Source organism: Streptomyces sp. AC627_RSS907 (genome assembly GCF_019049165.1).
In genome coordinates this window covers 1-553 of record NZ_JAGMUE010000570.1, presented here as the reverse complement: position 1 = coordinate 553, position 553 = coordinate 1, and the positions used below count along the sequence as shown (strand labels likewise).

The following is a 553-nucleotide window of genomic DNA, read 5'->3' as shown; positions in this document are numbered from 1 at the left end:
CGTTGTCGTCGACCCAGCTCATGAGCTTGCGCAGCTCCTTGCCCGTGGTCTCCAGGAGGTGGTCCTGGTCGGCCTTCTTGTACTCGTTGTACTTCGGCAGACCCGCGTGGTACTCGGCCATCCAGTTCTTGGCGAAGGAGCCGTCCTGGATCTCGCCGAGCACCTTCTTCATCTCGGCCTTGGTGGCGTCGTTGACGATGCGCGGACCGGTGACGTAGTCGCCCCACTCGGCCGTCTCCGAGACCGACCAGCGCATCTTCTCCAGGCCGCCCTCGTACATCAGGTCCACGATGAGCTTCAGCTCGTGCAGGCACTCGAAGTAGGCGATCTCCGGCTGGTAGCCGGCCTCGACCAGGGTCTCGAAGCCCGCCTTGACCAGCGCGCTCGCGCCACCGCAGAGCACGGCCTGCTCGCCGAAGAGGTCCGTCTCGGTCTCCTCGGTGAAGGTCGTCTTGATGACGCCGGCCCGCGTGCCGCCGATGGCCTTGGCGTACGACAGGGCCAGGGCGAAGCCCTTGCCGGTGGCGTCCTGCTCGACGGCCGCGATGCACGG

General features: G+C 66.5%; 1 protein-coding gene. It reads right to left on the bottom strand.

What is annotated here, in order from left to right:
* The coding region (ilvC, locus tag KUM32_RS37130; protein WP_217146266.1) for a ketol-acid reductoisomerase at positions 1-553 on the bottom strand (553 nt) is incomplete at both ends.